Source organism: Meiothermus sp. (assembly GCF_025056915.1).
Classification (GTDB): Bacteria; Deinococcota; Deinococci; order Deinococcales; family Thermaceae; genus Meiothermus.
On sequence record NZ_JANWVH010000074.1, the window covers coordinates 1 to 14,812 of the forward strand.

Genomic DNA, 14,812 nt, shown 5'->3' on the forward strand with positions numbered 1-14,812 from the left:
TCCGTGGCTCGGCACCCAGGCCTGCTTGCGCCCACGCGAGAGGAGTTCGTTCCAGCGCAGCTTTTCGCCGGCATGCTGGGGCCTTTCTTTCAGGTAGGTCTCCAGGGCGGCGGCACTGCCGAAAGCCAGCAGGCCGGTGCCCATGGGGGTGCGGATGCGCTCGTTGAACAAAAAGTGGGCCTGGCTGGCCGGCACAAGCCGGGCCTCTTTGCGCTCGGAGGTGGAAAAGTCGGCCACATAAAGTTCTTTGGGGGTGGCCTGGGGGCCGCCGTAGCCCAGCACGTGGTCGAGCAGGCAGCCCACGTCGTCGTAGGGGTACACCTTGCCCGTGGTGGTCACCATCTGCGCTGCGTAGCGGGCGTCCAGGATGGTCATGTTGCAGTAGGGGCAGGCATCCACCCCCACCCGCAGGGGCCGGGCTGCCGCCAGCGCCGGTTGCAGCACGCCCAAGCCCAGGGGCAGGGCCAGCAGTCCTTTGAGGAGGGTACGTCGCTTCATCTGGGTTCCTTGGGGGGCCGGAGGCGTGCATCCACCCCCGGCCCAAGGGGATTTTTACTTGAGCAGGCCGGCGTGCTTGGCCAGCAGGTTCACCAGGTTCATTTCCGGCAGCGGGGCCAGGTCAACCAGGGTCTGCCAGTCCAAGATGCGGGTGCGGCCCAGGTCGGGAATGGTGCGGGCAAAGGCCATGGCCGCCTCCTGGCTGCGGAAGGCCGCAACCTTGGCGTCCATCACCACCCAGCCGCGTTTCTCACCCCACAGGTATACCGCCTGGCGGGCTGGAATCAGGTTCACCGCAGCGGGGCCTCTGGCCGGGTCGTAGGCCCCCCGGTCGGCCACGTAGAAGGTGCTGCCCACCCCGTCGCGCAGGCCATAGACCCAGGCGTAGTTGACCATGCAGGCGATGGACTCAAAATGAATGGCCTCCATCCCTTTTTGGGGTTCCTTCAGGGCAATCTGGCTGTAGGTCTGCTCGAAGAAGCCCGGAGTAAAGGTGCGGCCCATCCAGGCCCCCGGCGCGGGGGTCTTGAGCGGCATCTCGCAGAAGGCGCAGGTGCCCTGCTCCCAGGGAATGGCCCTGGCGGGGATGGTTTCCAGGCTGGCCGGTGCGGTGGGCTGGGTTTGCATTTGCTGCATATGCTGGGCCAGGGCCTGCGAGAGGGCCGCCGAAGCGCCCAAAGCCGAAAGCATCTGGATTACCTCACGACGGTTCTTGTGCATAGTTCACACTGCCTTGTTCAACCACCCGGCCATGTTCCAGTCGTACAAACTGCTCGGCCAGGCGCAAGATTTCTTCTTGCCGATGAGCCGACAAAATGACCAGCCCGCCCATGGCGAGGTGGGCCGCCACCCAGTCCTGCAAGTGACCCAGCCCCTCGCTGTCGAGCGCTGCGGCGGGTTCGTCCAAGAGCCAGAGGGGGGGGTAGCCCATCAACCCGGCGGCCAGGGCCAGCCGCTGCCGCCAGCCGCCCGAGAGCTGGGCCACGGGACGCTTCAAAAAGGCTTGCAGGCCCATGCGCTCGGTGGCCTCGCACTTGTCCTCGAGGCTGGCCCCTTTGAGCTGGCGGGCCGCTTCCAGAATTTCTCCCACTCGCAGGGTGGCGGGAAAGGTCAGGTGCTGGGGGATGTAGGCCCGCGCACGAGCGGCCCCCAGGCTGCGGGGGTCGTGGCCGAAGAGCCGCACCACCCCACCGTCGGGCCTGAGCCGCCCGGCCAGGAGGCCCAGCAGGGTGCTCTTGCCAGCTCCGTTGGGGCCCAACAGGGCCAGGCTGCCCGAGGGCAGGGAAAGGTTTATCTCCGCCAGGCGGTTCTTCTTGTGCAGGTTCACCACCTCAACCATAGCCCTCCCAACAGGCTCAAAAAGGCCAGCCCCAGGAGGCCCGGTGCGATTGGGGTTGGGGGCGGCGAGACAGGCCTTGCTTCCAAGTCGGCTAAGGCCAGCAGGCGCAGCCCCGGCACCTTAGCCTCGGCAGCCTCCCAGAGCATTACCCCCGGCGAAAGGGCCAGAAGGCTCAGGTCGGGCTGGCGGGTGCTCAGGAGCGAGAAGCTGCTGCTGGGCAGGTGCGCTACGGGCAGAGGCGCGGCCCGGTCGAAGGCGTTGCCCCGGAGGCTCACTTTGGCCTTGGGGTCGTCCACCGCCACATCCTGGAGGTTGCCCACAAAGGTATTGGCCTGAGCTACCAGGCTGTTCTGGTCGGTGTCGCGGGCGAAGAAAAGGGCGGTGCCGTTGGCTTCAAAGCGGTTGCTGTAGAGCTGGGTGTCCCGCGAATCGAGCGACAAAAGCCCAATGGTGCTCTTCAGGAAGCGGTTGTCCTTCAGCTCGGTCTTCCACTCCTCTTGCAGCAAAAGCCCGTAGCGCAACGGCCCTACCTCCTCGGCAAAGGTGTTTTGCTTCACCCGGTTTTCGGCCCCGTGCATGAGGGCCGAGCCGACCCGGTTGCGCTGGCTGTGGTTGCCTCGAATATGGGCCTGGTAGGTAAACATCAGGTGCAGGCCGTAGCGCCCGGCCCCCGTCACCCGGTTGCCCTCCACCACCACCCGCTCGCCGTATTCCACGTACAGGTTGTCCAGGAAGCCTTGAATCCGGTTGCCCTGCAGCACCACGTCGTCGCTGCGGTAGGTTTGCAGACCGGGGGCTGCCTGGGTACCTGCCAAATCGCAGTTTTCCACCACTGCGCGGTTGGATTTCTCGATCCGGATGCCACCCGTCACCCCGTAGGCCCGCAGCCCGCGCACCGCGCAGCCCTCGCACTGGTAGAGCGCCACCGCAGCGTCGGGCTCGTAGAAGTCGTCGCCGGGGCCTACGTTCCGCACCTCCAGCCCCTCCACCACAATCCCCGGCGCCCTGAGGGTGAGCGCGGTGCCCCGCCCTCCTCCGTCCAGCACAGCGCCGGGGCGGGCGACCAGGCGCACCCCTGGGGTGCTAATGACCCAGGGGCCCCGGTACACCCCCGCCTCCAGCACCACGGTCTCGCCGGGGGTGAGGGGGGGCAAAGGGGATGGAGGGTACAGAACCAGCATGGTTGAGCAAAACCTCCTGCCGGGAGGAACAGCGAGGGGGCGGTATTCGGGCATGCGCCAGCGGGTGCCAATCTGCACACCAACCGCCTGCGAACCCGCAGATGGGGGCTGGCGGCGCGGGTCCAAGGGGTTTAGTGGAGTCCGGGCGGCCCCCGGTTCAGGAGGGGAAAGACCGGGTTCAGCTCAGGCTTGGGGCCTGAGCGGGCCTGGGGGGCGCTCAGGGGCCTGGGATTTGGGGTGGGTGCCGAGACCAGGGGCTGGGGGCCATCGCTAAAACCCCCCAGGATGCACAGCGGACAGTGGGGCTGTTGCGAATGGTTGGGGTGGGGGTTGGCCGGGCTCGAGCCCGAACCGCCGGGGTGGGTGCTGCAAAGATAGAGGTCGGGGAGAAAGCTGACCGGCAGGATATCCGTGCGGGGGTCGCGCAGAGGGTACTGGCTCGAGACCAGGAACACCAGCGCAGCCAGGAGCCCTGTCCAGGCTTGCCGGTGTTGCGCGCGAACCGCCAGCATACTTGGAACCAGTATAGTATTGACCCCCACCGGGGCAAACGTCCCGCCCAGCATATCCCCAGGGGGTATGTTATACTCGAGGCGAACCGACCGGCGGTAAGCTGGTGTTTCGGGAGACCCATATGAGCCAGAGCTACGACGTGATCATTATCGGAGGGGGGCCAGCCGGCCTCACCTCGGGCATCTACGCAGGCCGTGCCAACCTCAAAACCCTCATCCTGGAAAAAGGGCTGCCCGGGGGGCAGATTGCCCAGACCGAGGAGGTCGAGAACTACCCCGGCTTCCCCGAGCCCATCAGCGGGCCGGACCTTTCCGAACGCATGGTGCAGCAGGCCAAGCGCTTTGGGGCCGAGCTGGTGATGGACGAGGTGCAGGGCCTCGAGAAAACCCCCGAGGGTTTTGTGGTGCGGGGCTACGAGCAAAGCTACCGGGGCCGCACGGTGATTCTGGCCACCGGGGCCAATCCCAAGAAACTGGGGGTACCCGGCGAGGAAAAGTTCTACGGGCGCGGGGTGAGCACCTGCGCGACCTGCGACGGCTTTTTCTACCGCGATAAAGAGGTGGTGGTGGTCGGTGGGGGCGACGCCGCCGTGGAGGAGGGGCTTTTCCTGACCAAGTTTGCCCGCAAGGTGACCCTGGTGCACCGCCGCGATACCCTGCGGGCCAACAAGACCGCCCAGGCCCGGGCCTTTGCCAACCCCAAAATGCACTTCATCTGGGACACCGTGGTGGAAGAGGTGCTGGGTGAGGAGACCGTGCGCGGGGTGCGCCTCAAGAACCTCAAGACCGGCGAGGTCTACGACTACGCCACCGATGGGGTTTTCGTTTTCATCGGGCACGTGCCCAACACCGGCTTTCTGAATGGCCTGGTGGAGCTGCGCCCGGATGGCTACGTGGCGGTGAGGGACGAAATCTTTACCTCGGTGCCCGGCCTCTTTGCCGCCGGTGATGTGGCCGACCCCATCTACCGCCAGCTGGCCACCAGCGTGGGGGCCGGCACCCGCGCGGCCATGATGGCCGAACGCTACCTGGCCGAACACGAACACGCGGTGGCCCACTAGCGGAGGGTTCCAGATGGAAGCGACCCTTCCGGCGCAACCCAGCGTGCGCTATCTGAACCCGGCCTGGTTTGCTTCGGTGATGGGTACGGGGGTGGTGGCCCTGGCCCTGGCCCAGTTTGGCCTGATTGGGCTAGCCCTGCCGCTCTACGTGCTGGCCTGGCTGGCCCTGGCGGCGCTGTTGGTGCTTTATCTGGCCAAGCTGGGGCGTTACCCGCAAGCCGTGCTGGCCGACCTGCAACACCCGCTCTTCGCGCAGATGCTGCCCACGCTGCCCATCGCTCTGGTGGTGATGAGCCTGGCCACCCGAATCCTGCCGCTGGGCGAAGGATTGTTGCCGCTGGGCCAGGGGCTTTTCTGGGTGGGAATGGTGCTCATCTTTGGGGTGGGTCTGCTGGTGGTGTTTACGGTCAGCACCCAGCTCAGGCTGCCCCTCGAGGCCGCCAACGGGGTCTGGTTCATCCCGCCCGTCTCGGCCTTGCTGGTGCCCATGGCGGGCGGGCTCTGGCTCAGCACTTTTCCCAAGGTCTGGCAGAAGGAAATCTGGGTGGTGAGCGGGCTTTTTCTGGGCATTGGGTTCTTCCTGTACCTGTTTGTTTTGGCCAGTTTCTTGCAGCGCATGTACGCCCACGGGCGGCTCGAGCCCCACTTTCTGCCCTCGGTTTTCATCGGGCTGGCCCCGGTGGGGCTCTTGGTGCTGGCCCCCTGGAGGTGGCTCGAGGGCGGGGCGCAGGTGGGCCTGGTGCCCCAGGTCTGGGTGGAAAACTGGCCGGTTGTTGGGCTTGCCATCTGGGGTCTGGGGCTGTGGTGGCTGGTCTATAGCCTGGCTTTGCTGCTGGACACGCTGCTGGTGGAGTGCCGCCGCGTGCAGTTTCACTTTGCCCCAGGCTGGTGGGGGTTTGTGTTCCCGCTGGGGGCTTTCACCCTCGCCACGCTGGCCCTATCCCGCGGGCTGGAATCGGCCTTCCTGGGCAGCCTGGCCTGGGCGCTGCTGCTGCTCTTGGGGGTGTTCTGGCTCTGGGTGATGCTGTACTCGCTGCGGGCCTGGTTCAGCCTGGGGGCGCTGCGGCCGCCCAAGGGGGGGCCATGACACATACAACGGGGCTTCTACTGCTACAATGTCGGCTTGCTATGAGACCCTGGTTGTTCGTGATTCCAGTACTCCTAAGTCTGGCCGCAGCCCAACCCTTCCGGGTAACCGATGCCACGGGCCGCGAGGTGGAGGTGCGCAGCACCGAGCGCATCGTGAGCGTGGGCGGCTCCATCTCCGAGATTCTCGACAAGTTTGGCCTCAGCGAGCGCATCGTGGGGCGCGACACCGGCTCCTACATTCCTGCCTCGCTCCTCAAGAAGCCCGATGTGGGCCTCTTCTTCCGCCTGAACGCCGAGGCCATTCTGGCCCAGCGGCCCACCCTGGTGCTCACCGTCTCCGAGGCGGGCCCGCCGCCGGTACTGGCCCAGCTCCGCCAGGCCGGGGTCAGCGTGGTGCTGGTGCCCGACGAACCCACCCCCGAAGGGGTCAAGAAGAAAATCCGCACCATCGGGGCGGCAGTCGGGCAGCCGGCCCGGGCCGAGGAGCTGGTGCGGGCCCTGGAGCGCGACCTGCTGGCTTTGCGCTCCAAAACCCAGGTGCGCCGGGGCGAGCCCTTGCGGGTGCTCTACATCTACCCGCGCGACCCCCGCAACACCTTTGTGTGCGGCGAGGAGGCCAGCGGGGCGGGTCTTATTACCCTGGCCGGGGCTTTGAACGCGGTCAAGAGCCTGCCGGGGGCCGGTGCGGTGCGGGGTTGCGTGAACCTGACCGCCGAGGCGGTGGTGGCGGCCCGGCCCGAGGCCATCGTGGTGCCCTTCTTCCCCGACCAGCCCTTCAGCTTTGAGAACATCCTGCGCCTGCCTGGGGTGGCCGAGACCCCCGCCGGGCGCAACCGCCGGATTGTGGCCATGGACGTGACCTACATCTCCGGCTACGGCTACACCGCAGGCCGGGCGGCCCTGGAACTCCACCAGGCCCTCTACGAAAAGACCGGCCCGGTGCGCCTCAACCACCCCGCCTTCAACCCTTGAGAAGGCGTTTAGCCCGGTCAAAGCGGGTGCCGCCCCCCACCCGGCCCTGAGGTGCGGGGGCGGTACAGTACGAGGATGACCCCAGACCCCCGCCAGTTCCAGCGCCGCCGCCAGGGGCTTTTGCTGGCCCTGGCCCTTCTGCTGCCGGCCAGCCTCCTCCTGGGGGCGGCCAGCGGGGCCTATTACATCCCTCCGCTGGAGATTCCCCGGGTGCTGCAACAGGGCCTCGAGGGCGCCTCGGTGCTCCTCAACCTCCGCTTTCCCCGGGTGTTGCTGGCGGCGTTGGTGGGGGGCACCCTGGCCCTGAGCGGGGCGGTCTTGCAGGGGCTTTTGCGCACACCGCTGGCCGAGCCGGGGCTGGTGGGCCTGGGGCTGGGGGCTGCTTTTGGGGCGGTGCTCTGGCTGGCCTTTTTCCCTCTGGCGGCCTGGGGCCTGCCCCTGGCGGCGGCCCTGGGCGTGCTGGGGGTTCTGGGGCTGCTTTTGCGGCTGGTGGGGGAGGGGGAGCAGCCGGGGGTGCGGCTTTTGTTGATGGGCCTTCTGCTCGGCTCGGTGCTGAGCGCCCTGATTGGCTTTTTGCAGTTTCGCGTGGGCGACCCCCAGGGCCGCAGCCTCACCTTCTGGACGCTGGGAAGCCTGGGAGGAGCCAGCTGGGAACTGCTGGCCCTCACCGCGCCCCTGGCCCTCCTGAGCGGCGTCTTGCTCCTGGGCCAGAGCCGCGCCCTCAACGCCCTCACCCTGGGCGAGGAGGAGGCCTTTCACCTGGGCATTTCGGTCGGGGCGCTCCGGTGGCGGGCCTTGCTCCTGGTGGCCCTGGGGGTGGGCGCGGCGGTGGGGGCTGCGGGCAACATTGCCTTTGTGGGGCTGCTGGTGCCCTGGCTGCTGCGGGCTTTGGGTGGGGCCGACCACCGCTTTGTGCTGCCCGCCGCCTGGCTGCTGGGGGCCAGCCTGACCGTGCTGGCCGACTTAGCCGCCCGCACCCTCTTCGCTCCGGCAGAGCTTCCGGTGGGGCTCCTGACCACCCTGGTGGGGGGGCCGCTTTTCCTCTACCTGTTTGCCCGGGGGGGCTGGCGTGGCTAACTGGCTTTTGGCCCAGAACCTGGGCTTCCGGCGCGGGGGGCGCTGGCTTTTGCAGGGGGTCTCGCTGGCCCTGGAGCCCGGCTTCTGGGTGCTGCTGGGCCCCAACGGGGCGGGCAAGAGCACCCTGCTGCGCCTGCTCTCGGGAGAGTGGCAGCCCTCCGAGGGGGCCGTGCGGCTTTGGGGGCGGCCCATCGGCGAGTATCGCCCGGGCGAGCTGGCCCTCCAGCGGGCCTTTCTGCCGCAGCAGCGCAGCCTGGCCTTTCCCTACACCGCCCGCGAGGTGGTGGCGCTGGGCCGCCTGCCCCACCAGAAAGGCCGCCCCGAGAACGCCCGCGACCTCGAGCGCATCGAGGCCGCCCTGCGCGAGACCAGAGCCCTGGCCCTGGCCGAGCGACCCTATTTTTCGCTCTCGGGCGGGGAGCGGGTGCGCGTGGACTTAGCCCGCATCCTGGCCCAGGAAACCCCCATCCTGCTGCTGGACGAGCCCACCAACCACCTCGACCCCCGCCAGCAGCTCGAGGTGCTCTCCTTGCTGGCCCGGCGGGCCCGACAGGGCCACCTGGTGCTGGCCGCGCTGCACGACCTGAACCAGGCCGCCCTTTTTGCCGACGGGCTGTTGTTCCTGCGAGAAGGCCGCCTGCTGGCCCAGGGAGCGCCACAGGAGCTATTGCAGCCCGCTTTGCTCGAGGCGGTTTACGGGGTTCCCTTTGAGCTTTTGGAGCACCGGGGGCGGCGGCTGGTGCTGCCGGTGGGGGAGGGGACTCCAACAGCCTGAGTTCTTGAGCAGGGGAGCCGCTACCCGGCGGTTCTCCTGAGGAGGGGTGTGAAGTCTAGGTTCAACTAAGAACGAATATTACAACCGTGCTGGCCGATGATTAAGCGGCTTTGGCGCAGGGTTGGGAACGGTAGGGAGATTACTTGCTGAGCTCAGAAAACACTGTTGTAAGGGGCTTTGGTCACTTTTCTGAGGGTTTCCATAAATACCCAGTGCAGCCGTTTTAGAGCGCTTTTCACATATTTTGACTCATTCGACTATAAGAAAGCTTTGTCCTGAACAGAACAGTGGCCGCCTGGATAGGCGGCCACGTCTGTGAAGGGCACGATATGCTTTGTGGGTGCATTACGTTACCCCGCGAGGCGCAACATCGGGTGGGGCGATACGCCACAGGGGGATGTACTGCTTCCCAAATGGGACATCCTTTTTGCAAATCAATAAGTAATTCTTAACAAACAAACAAAAACCAGGATTGATAGTTTTGGTTTGGCCTACCTACACTACCCCTGTAGCCGGATTTTGTGAAAGGGGACACATGACCACCACCCTCAACGTTATCAAAACCCAAGCCATCTACACCCTTCGGATGCTGGCTACCGATGTGCTGCAAAAGGCCAGGAACCTCCTACCCGGCGGTCTACGAGAACCTGGGCTTCCGGCCTGGTGCGGGGGTGCGGGCGGTGCTCGAGCTACTGCAATAACCTTGACAAACTGCGCCTAAAAAGATGGAAGGTTGCAGGAGGTCGCCCCGTTTCCATGAAGAGAGTGCGCGTTTTCCCCCTGCCTTCGGAGGCCCTGCCCGAAGCCCAGGTGATGCTGGGGTGGATGTGATTCGGGCCAGCAGCACCGCCGTGATGCTCCTGGAGTCCAGGGCCAAAGCCCTCTGGCTCACCGCAGGCCTCAAAACCCGCCCTGCCGGTGCTGAAAGCCTCCGAGGCCGCGCTGGCCCTGGAGCGCGAAAGGCAGGGCCCGGACGTGGAGTTCTGCGCCCAGATGGGCCTATTGGAGCGGCTGCCAAGGCTCCAGGAGCGCTGCGGCGAGGCCCTGGTCTTTGCCCCCACATGCCACAAACCTCGAGGTTCGTATGAAAGCACTCATCTTCGACGTAGACGGTGTAATCGCCGAGACCGAGGAAGGCCACCGGCTGGCCTTCAACCGGGCCTTTGCCGAGGCCGGCCTGGACATTGAGTGGAGCCCGGAGTTGTACGAGCGCCTCTTGTGGGTTACCGGGGGCAAAGAGCGCATTGCCCACTACCTCTACCACTGCCCCGAGTGCCCCAAGCTGCTGGACGCCGACATTGCCCGGCTCCACCGGCGCAAGACCGAGCTGTACAACCAGATTGTGGCCTCCGACGAGGTGCCCTTCCGCCCCGGCGTGCAAAGGCTTTGGCGGGAGGCCCGCGAGCAAGGCGTAAAGCTCGCCATTGCCACCACCACCTCGCTGCCCAACGTGGAGGTGCTGTTGCGCCAGGCGGGGGAAGCGGTGCTGGGCTGGTTCGAGACCATCGTGGCGGGCGACATGGTGCCCCAGAAAAAGCCCGCGCCCGATGTGTACATTCAGGCCCTAACGAACCTGGGCCTGGCCCCGGAAGAGGCCGTGGCCATCGAAGACTCCCACAACGGCCTAGTGGCCGCCCAGCGGGCCGGGAGTCCCACCCTGGTCACCTACAGCCACTACACCCGCGAACAGCGCTTCGAGGGGGCCATGGCGGTGCTGGAGCACCTGGGCGAGCCCGAACTGCCCGCTCGGGTGCTCGCCGGGCCGCGCAGTTGCGCCACGGTGGTCACCCTGGATGTGCTGCGGAGCTGGCACCGCTTGGCGGCCCTCAGGGCCTGAGGGTGATTTGGGGTATGAACGCCGAGTTCTTTCGCAGGCTGCCCTACAGCCAGGCCGAGCCCGAAGCCCGGCGGGTGCTGGTAGACGGCTACGGAGAGGGGCTGGTGATGGAGGACAGCGGCGGTTTGTACGCCCTCTACTACCTCTTTGGCCTGCTGGGCCTGCGCGAGCCTATACCCTCGCACCCCCGGACTGGGTGGAAGGCCCCAGGGCGGACGCCGCGGAGTTCGTGGAACCCTACCGAATGGCCCACTGGCTCGAGGAAAACGGCTACCAACTTTTTGTCAACGAAAGCAAATAGGAGGCCCTATGTCCGCGACCACCCGCGAGTATAACGAACTCCCCTACCGCGATGCCCGCCTGCGGGCCACCCGGCAGATGGCCGATGGCTACGGGGAGGCCCTGGTGCTCCAGGACGAGCACGGCTTCTGGGGGCTGTACTACTTCTACTGGAGCCAGGAGCCTCCCCCCGAGGCCCGGCCCCACTGGATGGCAGGGCCGGCGCCCGCCCTGCCTGGTCAAGACCTGGCTGGAAGAAAACGGCTACGAGACCTTCCAGAACAACCTGGATTGAGCTTATTCACCCCACCCTTTTCATGCCGGGCCTCTGCAACCGACCGCCCCAACCAGAGCCCCTGGTGGAGGCTTTCCGGGGAAGATGGCCCTTGGGTTTCGTATGACACAGGCCGGGCCATAACGGAGCTGCGATGGTACACCCCGTAGAAACTTACCGCGAGACGGGCATCCTGCCGCCCGACGACCCCCTGCGGGTGCAGCTGCACAACGAGTTGCACGCCCGGCCCACCCCGCGCATCCGGTTGCCTGCGCTGGTGGTGCAGGTGGCGGTGCGGCACGAAGGGGTGAGCCGCGAGACCGAGCTCGAGCACCTGCGCCGCTTGTCGGGCCTGGGGGAACTCGAGCTCGACCAGCTTGCAGGCACTTATTTGTTCTTGCGCCTGAGTGAGGGTTCATTGCGCTGGGAGCGGCACACCGAGTTCAGCACCTATACCCTGGTGCAGAGCCTGCCCGACCTCGAGGTCACCCCCGAGACCGACCTGCTGGGGCACCTGGTGGTGGATGCGGACTGGCTGCGGGGCATTCCGGGCCGCACCCTCTCGGCGGTGAAGCTGGTGATGCTCGAGGGGCCGGTGGAACAGGCCCTGGACCTTGCCCGCCCCTGGTTTGCCGGGGGGCCGGTGGTGGCCTCGGTGATGGGCCGGGGTGGGCATAGCTGCGCCGTAACCGACTTTCGCCTGCGCCATAGCGGCTTCGAACAGGTGGTGGTGGTGGCCCCGCCGGGCACCAGCGAGACCCGCGCAGGCCGCATCGCCGCGCGGTTGCTGGATATTGAGGCCTACCGCATGATGGCCCTGCTGGGCTTCCCCCTAGCGCGGGGTTTGCGGGCCATGCTCCTGGAATCGGAGCAGGCCCTGGCCCAGATTACGGCCCGCATCCGCGATACCAACCAGGCCGATGCCGAGTTGCTGGACGAGCTCGAGGCCCTGGCGGCCCGCGTCGAGCACGCCATCGCCGAGCACAGCTACCGCTTCAGCGCCAGCGCCGCTTACCACGCCCTGGTCAAGGCCCGCCTGGCCGAGCTGCGCGAGACCCCCATCCCCGGCACCCAGACCCTGGGCGAGTTTTTGCAGCGCCGCTTCAGCCCGGCCATGGCCACCGTCGAGTCCACCGCAAGCCGCCTCGCAGCCCTCTCCCAGCGCATCGAGCGGGCCGGGGCGCTCTTGCGTACCCGGGTGGACATCGCCCTGGAAACCCAAAACCAGGAATTGCTGGGCAAGCTCCGGCGCGGCCAGGAGATGCAGTACCAGCTCCAGCGCACCGTGGAGGGGCTTTCCATAGCAGCCATCTCCTACTACGTGGTGGGCCTTTTGTACTACCTGTTCAAGGCGGCCAAGGAAGCAGGCCTGCCCCTCTCGCCCGAGCTGGCCGCCGGGCTGGCCATTCCGGGGGTGGTGCTGGGGGTCTGGTGGCTCACCCGACAGATTCACCACCGCCTGCTGCGCGAGCAGGGGGGTTAAAGCCGGGCAGGATGCAAGCATCCAAAAAGCCCTCTATGTGGCCCGCAGCCTCCAGAATATCTTCAAGCCACAGCCTGGTTTTGTTCGCCATACAAGAGCACCCGGTCGTTCCGAATGGCCTCCAGAAAACGGGGCTTGAGCTGGCCTCCATCGGTAATCAGGTCAACCCTGCGGCCCAGCAGGGCCTCCAGGCGTTCCTTCAGCTCAAAGTACCGGCTAAGCCAGGGGCCCAGGTTCACACCGGCGGCAAAACGCACCAGCAGATCCACGTCCGAGTCGGGCCCAAAGTCGTGGCCCCGGGCTGCGGAGCCAAACACCTCGAGCCTCACCACCCCGTATTCCCGGCACAACTCGGCCAGGGCGGCTCGCTTTTGTTCGGATAGAAACTCCATTACGCACCAAGAGCTTCAACAAGCCTTTTCCCTGGAACAACCAGGGTGAGGGCTTTCATAATTGTACTACGAGGCCCAAGGTCGGCACGATCCCTGGCTTGGGTTTGGGTGAGGCGAGGTCAGACCGCTTTGACAGTGCCCAATCTTCGTGTCAGAACCTTTTGTGGAGGCTTTGCCGTTGGCACTGCCTTTTTTTGTTGGCCCTCCTAACCTGCTTGGCGTTCTGGAACTTTTTGTCCAGTTGTAGATTCTTCTGCCCAAAAGCGTCCCTCCAAAGCCTGCACGCTGGCCTTCAAGTCGTGTAGCTCGAGCCGTACCGCATGCAGCGCACCGGCCTCGGCAAGCAAGCTCACGATGTGCTGGTTCAGGCTCACCCCCTCGGCCTCGGCCCCTTCGGCCAGGCGGCGGTGCAGGCTGGGGGGCATCCGCACCAGCACCCTGCCGCCGTAGCTGCGCTCGGTGGAGGGCAGGGGAATTTCGTCGCCGTGCTCGTAGGCCACCTCGAGCCACAAACGGCGTGCATCCTCGACCATAGCCAGGGCTTCCTCTGCAGTCTCGCCCACCGAAACGCAGCCGGGCAAATCGGGAATAAGCGCGGTGTAGCCTCCCTCCTTTTCCGGCACCAGCGTAACCGGGTAACGCAGACCCAGGTAATAATCCAAAGGCTTGCGCCCAGCCTCCTTTTTCATGCCTCCTCCTCCCCTATGGCCTCTAGAACTTTCTTGAGGTAAGTCGCTTTGACCACCTGGCCCCTGTGCTTGGGCACGGTCAGCATCCGCCCATCCGGGTGGCGAAAGAGATGGTGGCTGCCGCTGGAGCGAACCTCCTCGAAGCCATACGCCCGCAGCACCCGTTCGACTTCCTCATAGCGCATTTCCGGCGGAAGACGGCGCATTTTTTCTAAAAGTTTCTCGAGCCAAGCCATCTGCCGCTCCACCGTATGATATTACCTGTAATATCATCTGTCCACACCATTTGCACAATTCCCTACCCCGCCCGCCGAACCCGGCTCCCCTCGGCCTCGAGCCGCCCTTCGCGCAGCAGGCCGTTGATCAGCGAGCGGGCCGTTTCCTCGATGGCCCTGCCGGTGCGGGCAAAGCCCAGCCAGCGGGCGAAGGCCCGAATGGCCTCGTCGCGCTCGAGCCACCGCCGCCCGCCCAGGGCGCTCAGGAACTGTTCCTTCAGAAATTCGCGCCGGTAGCCCTCCACCGAGCGGGCCAGCACCCGCAGCGCCGTGCCCTGGTTTTCCAGAATGCCCCGCCGCACCGCCGTCCGCAGGGCCCCATCCAGCACCTTCCAAATGCGCGGCCCCGTCCGGCTGTAGCCCAGTTCCCGTGCCACAGCCCGAATCCCCTCCGCACGTTCCAGCGGCCCCTGGGTCTGAAACACCTGCCGGATGGCGCACATAATGTCGTCTGGCTCGAGCTGGTCTATGGGGGTTGTGGGCTCCGGCGGCTCGTCCTTGGGGGGAACCGCAATGCTAGTTGCACCCCCACCTCCACTCTTCGTCCTGAGCGAACGGGCCGGGGCAGGCTTCCCGGCCTGCCGCCTGAACTCCTCCAGCGCCGCCGCCTTCACCTCTTCTTTCACCAGCGGAAAGGTGCTCAAAATGTGCCCAAACTCCTCCTCGGTAAGCCCGTACAGGTGCGCCACCATTGCATCCAGCTCGGCCCGCAGCCGCGCCCGTTCGGCAGGGTCGGTTACGCCATACCTGCTGCTCCCTCCCCCGCCCCCGGGGGAGGCCGGGAGGGGGTCGAGCCCCACTGCCTGGGCCAGCTCGTCGAACTCCGGCGTGGTGCAAATAAGCCGCGCCGCAAGGGTGACAATGGGCATAAAGCGGGGGTCGGAGGCGGTGAGGCGGGGGACTGGGATTTGGTATACAAAGAAGAAAGATACGTGATTCGTAACCCTTTTGCGAATCATGTAATCAACAAGAAAACTATTTAGTAGTGCAGTTACAAAGAGGCGTGACAAGTTGTCTATGCTCGTATCATTTAGCAAGAGTTCTTCCTCTTCGACGTAATCATTGAATACCCGCTCTAA

General features: G+C 65.9%; 18 protein-coding genes. 9 read left to right on the forward strand and 9 right to left on the reverse strand.

Annotation, left to right across the window (positions count from 1 at the left end; all coding sequences use genetic code 11):
* From NZN28_RS11350 to NZN28_RS11370, 5 genes are all read right to left on the reverse strand, one after another.
* Window positions 1-498: nitrous oxide reductase accessory protein NosL (locus NZN28_RS11350; protein WP_295398266.1), on the reverse strand; the 498-nt coding region annotated here is incomplete at its 3' end.
* A 54-nt stretch (window positions 499-552) separates the two neighbouring features.
* Window positions 553-1,218, reverse strand: a complete 666-nt coding sequence (locus NZN28_RS11355) for a nitrous oxide reductase accessory protein NosL (RefSeq protein WP_295398268.1) — start codon at window positions 1,216-1,218, stop codon at window positions 553-555.
* Window positions 1,199-1,837, reverse strand: coding sequence for an ATP-binding cassette domain-containing protein (locus NZN28_RS11360; RefSeq protein ID WP_295398270.1), 639 nt, complete (start codon window positions 1,835-1,837; stop codon window positions 1,199-1,201). Before NZN28_RS11360 ends, NZN28_RS11355 begins: the two co-directional genes overlap by 20 nt.
* Window positions 1,822-3,018, reverse strand: a complete 1,197-nt coding sequence (locus NZN28_RS11365; protein WP_295398272.1) for a nitrous oxide reductase family maturation protein NosD — start codon at window positions 3,016-3,018, stop codon at window positions 1,822-1,824. Before NZN28_RS11365 ends, NZN28_RS11360 begins: the two co-directional genes overlap by 16 nt.
* Before the next feature lie 131 nt (window positions 3,019-3,149).
* Window positions 3,150-3,530, reverse strand: a complete 381-nt coding sequence (locus NZN28_RS11370) for a hypothetical protein (RefSeq protein ID WP_295398274.1) — start codon at window positions 3,528-3,530, stop codon at window positions 3,150-3,152.
* A 122-nt stretch (window positions 3,531-3,652) separates the two neighbouring features.
* On the opposite strand from NZN28_RS11370, the gene trxB reads away from it, so the two are divergent.
* From trxB to NZN28_RS11415, 9 genes are all read left to right on the forward strand, one after another.
* Entirely contained in the window at window positions 3,653-4,591 is a 939-nt protein-coding gene (trxB, locus tag NZN28_RS11375; RefSeq protein WP_295398276.1) for a thioredoxin-disulfide reductase, read from the forward strand.
* Between the two features lie 13 nt (window positions 4,592-4,604).
* On the forward strand, window positions 4,605-5,678 hold the full coding sequence (locus NZN28_RS11380) for a C4-dicarboxylate transporter (RefSeq protein ID WP_295398278.1): 1,074 nt from the start codon (window positions 4,605-4,607) through the stop codon (window positions 5,676-5,678).
* Between the two features lie 41 nt (window positions 5,679-5,719).
* Window positions 5,720-6,652, forward strand: coding sequence for a hemin ABC transporter substrate-binding protein (locus tag NZN28_RS11385; RefSeq protein ID WP_295398280.1), 933 nt, complete (start codon window positions 5,720-5,722; stop codon window positions 6,650-6,652).
* 75 nt (window positions 6,653-6,727) lie between these two features.
* Window positions 6,728-7,729, forward strand: a complete 1,002-nt coding sequence (locus NZN28_RS11390) for an iron ABC transporter permease (protein WP_295398282.1) — start codon at window positions 6,728-6,730, stop codon at window positions 7,727-7,729.
* On the forward strand, window positions 7,722-8,504 hold the full coding sequence (locus tag NZN28_RS11395) for an ABC transporter ATP-binding protein (RefSeq protein ID WP_295398284.1): 783 nt from the start codon (window positions 7,722-7,724) through the stop codon (window positions 8,502-8,504). The genes NZN28_RS11390 and NZN28_RS11395 overlap by 8 nt, the downstream gene beginning before the upstream one ends.
* 1,084 nt (window positions 8,505-9,588) lie before the next feature.
* Window positions 9,589-10,341 carry an HAD-IA family hydrolase gene (locus NZN28_RS11400; RefSeq protein ID WP_295398286.1) on the forward strand — a complete coding sequence of 251 codons (753 nt, stop codon included), beginning with the start codon at window positions 9,589-9,591 and terminating at the stop codon, window positions 10,339-10,341.
* A gap of 14 nt (window positions 10,342-10,355) precedes the next feature.
* On the forward strand, window positions 10,356-10,676 hold the full coding sequence (locus tag NZN28_RS11405) for an annexin VII (RefSeq protein ID WP_295398288.1): 321 nt from the start codon (window positions 10,356-10,358) through the stop codon (window positions 10,674-10,676).
* Window positions 10,651-11,064: a hypothetical protein gene (locus tag NZN28_RS11410; RefSeq protein WP_295398290.1), complete on the forward strand. Its 414-nt coding sequence runs from the start codon at window positions 10,651-10,653 to the stop codon at window positions 11,062-11,064. The genes NZN28_RS11405 and NZN28_RS11410 overlap by 26 nt, the downstream gene beginning before the upstream one ends.
* The gene (locus NZN28_RS11415) at window positions 11,049-12,377 is read left to right on the forward strand and encodes a DUF3422 family protein (RefSeq protein WP_295398291.1); all 1,329 of its coding nucleotides are present in this window, start codon (window positions 11,049-11,051) and stop codon (window positions 12,375-12,377) included. Before NZN28_RS11410 ends, NZN28_RS11415 begins: the two co-directional genes overlap by 16 nt.
* Window positions 12,378-12,439: 62 nt before the next feature.
* Here NZN28_RS11415 and NZN28_RS11420 read toward each other — a convergent pair whose 3' ends face one another.
* The 4 genes from NZN28_RS11420 to NZN28_RS11435 form a co-directional block, all read right to left on the reverse strand.
* Entirely contained in the window at window positions 12,440-12,769 is a 330-nt protein-coding gene (locus NZN28_RS11420; protein WP_295398292.1) for a nucleotidyltransferase family protein, read from the reverse strand.
* 206 nt (window positions 12,770-12,975) lie between these two features.
* Window positions 12,976-13,458, reverse strand: coding sequence for a type II toxin-antitoxin system HicB family antitoxin (locus NZN28_RS11425; RefSeq protein WP_295398293.1), 483 nt, complete (start codon window positions 13,456-13,458; stop codon window positions 12,976-12,978).
* The gene (locus NZN28_RS11430) at window positions 13,455-13,694 is read right to left on the reverse strand and encodes a type II toxin-antitoxin system HicA family toxin (RefSeq protein ID WP_295398294.1); all 240 of its coding nucleotides are present in this window, start codon (window positions 13,692-13,694) and stop codon (window positions 13,455-13,457) included. The genes NZN28_RS11425 and NZN28_RS11430 overlap by 4 nt, the downstream gene beginning before the upstream one ends.
* 62 nt (window positions 13,695-13,756) lie before the next feature.
* Window positions 13,757-14,602 (reverse strand): hypothetical protein, encoded by an 846-nt coding sequence (locus tag NZN28_RS11435; RefSeq protein ID WP_295398295.1) that lies wholly within the window; start codon window positions 14,600-14,602, stop codon window positions 13,757-13,759.
* Window positions 14,603-14,812: the final 210 nt, after the last annotated feature.

Coding starts and splice junctions, on each gene's coding strand:
- NZN28_RS11415 (WP_295398291.1), top strand. CDS start 11,049: ATGGTACACCCCGTAGAAACTTACCGCGAGACGGGCATCCTGCCGCCC.
- trxB (WP_295398276.1), top strand. CDS start 3,653: ATGAGCCAGAGCTACGACGTGATCATTATCGGAGGGGGGCCAGCCGGC.
- NZN28_RS11365 (WP_295398272.1), bottom strand. CDS start 3,018: ATGCTGGTTCTGTACCCTCCATCCCCTTTGCCCCCCCTCACCCCCGGC.
- NZN28_RS11385 (WP_295398280.1), top strand. CDS start 5,720: ATGAGACCCTGGTTGTTCGTGATTCCAGTACTCCTAAGTCTGGCCGCA.
- NZN28_RS11425 (WP_295398293.1), bottom strand. CDS start 13,458: ATGAAAAAGGAGGCTGGGCGCAAGCCTTTGGATTATTACCTGGGTCTG.
- NZN28_RS11430 (WP_295398294.1), bottom strand. CDS start 13,694: ATGGCTTGGCTCGAGAAACTTTTAGAAAAAATGCGCCGTCTTCCGCCG.
- NZN28_RS11420 (WP_295398292.1), bottom strand. CDS start 12,769: ATGGAGTTTCTATCCGAACAAAAGCGAGCCGCCCTGGCCGAGTTGTGC.
- NZN28_RS11435 (WP_295398295.1), bottom strand. CDS start 14,602: ATGCCCATTGTCACCCTTGCGGCGCGGCTTATTTGCACCACGCCGGAG.
- NZN28_RS11400 (WP_295398286.1), top strand. CDS start 9,589: ATGAAAGCACTCATCTTCGACGTAGACGGTGTAATCGCCGAGACCGAG.
- NZN28_RS11390 (WP_295398282.1), top strand. CDS start 6,728: ATGACCCCAGACCCCCGCCAGTTCCAGCGCCGCCGCCAGGGGCTTTTG.
- NZN28_RS11370 (WP_295398274.1), bottom strand. CDS start 3,530: ATGCTGGCGGTTCGCGCGCAACACCGGCAAGCCTGGACAGGGCTCCTG.
- NZN28_RS11405 (WP_295398288.1), top strand. CDS start 10,356: ATGAACGCCGAGTTCTTTCGCAGGCTGCCCTACAGCCAGGCCGAGCCC.
- NZN28_RS11360 (WP_295398270.1), bottom strand. CDS start 1,837: ATGGTTGAGGTGGTGAACCTGCACAAGAAGAACCGCCTGGCGGAGATA.
- NZN28_RS11410 (WP_295398290.1), top strand. CDS start 10,651: ATGTCCGCGACCACCCGCGAGTATAACGAACTCCCCTACCGCGATGCC.
- NZN28_RS11355 (WP_295398268.1), bottom strand. CDS start 1,218: ATGCACAAGAACCGTCGTGAGGTAATCCAGATGCTTTCGGCTTTGGGC.
- NZN28_RS11380 (WP_295398278.1), top strand. CDS start 4,605: ATGGAAGCGACCCTTCCGGCGCAACCCAGCGTGCGCTATCTGAACCCG.